General features: G+C 27.9%; 1 protein-coding gene. It reads right to left on the reverse strand.

Features of this window, described 5'->3' with window-relative positions; translation table 11 throughout:
• Window positions 1-260, reverse strand: a 260-nt coding sequence (locus SB753_RS38055; protein WP_410805291.1) for a DUF2785 domain-containing protein, incomplete at its 3' end; no start/stop codon positions are given.
• Window positions 261-265 lie beyond the last annotated feature (5 nt).

Genomic DNA, 265 nt, shown 5'->3' on the forward strand with positions numbered 1-265 from the left:
GTGTCCTGTGATAGAAAATCTTTTCGATTATCTGCATCAAGAATTAAAGCAATCAAAAGTGTACTAAATGAACGAGTAAACACTGAATCGTCTTCTTTTAATCTAATTCCCTTAAATAAATATTTATCATCTAAGATAGTTGCCAACATTTGTTTTAGATGACTTTGACTTAAATAATTATTTGTAATTATCTTACAAAAGTTTCTGTATATCAGTTTATCTCTTAATTCTGAGTCAAGGGATCCTAGGTGTTTTAACATATAAG

Source organism: Paraburkholderia sp. SIMBA_053, assembly GCF_046534895.1.
Taxonomy (GTDB): domain Bacteria; phylum Pseudomonadota; class Gammaproteobacteria; order Burkholderiales; family Burkholderiaceae; genus Paraburkholderia; species Paraburkholderia caledonica.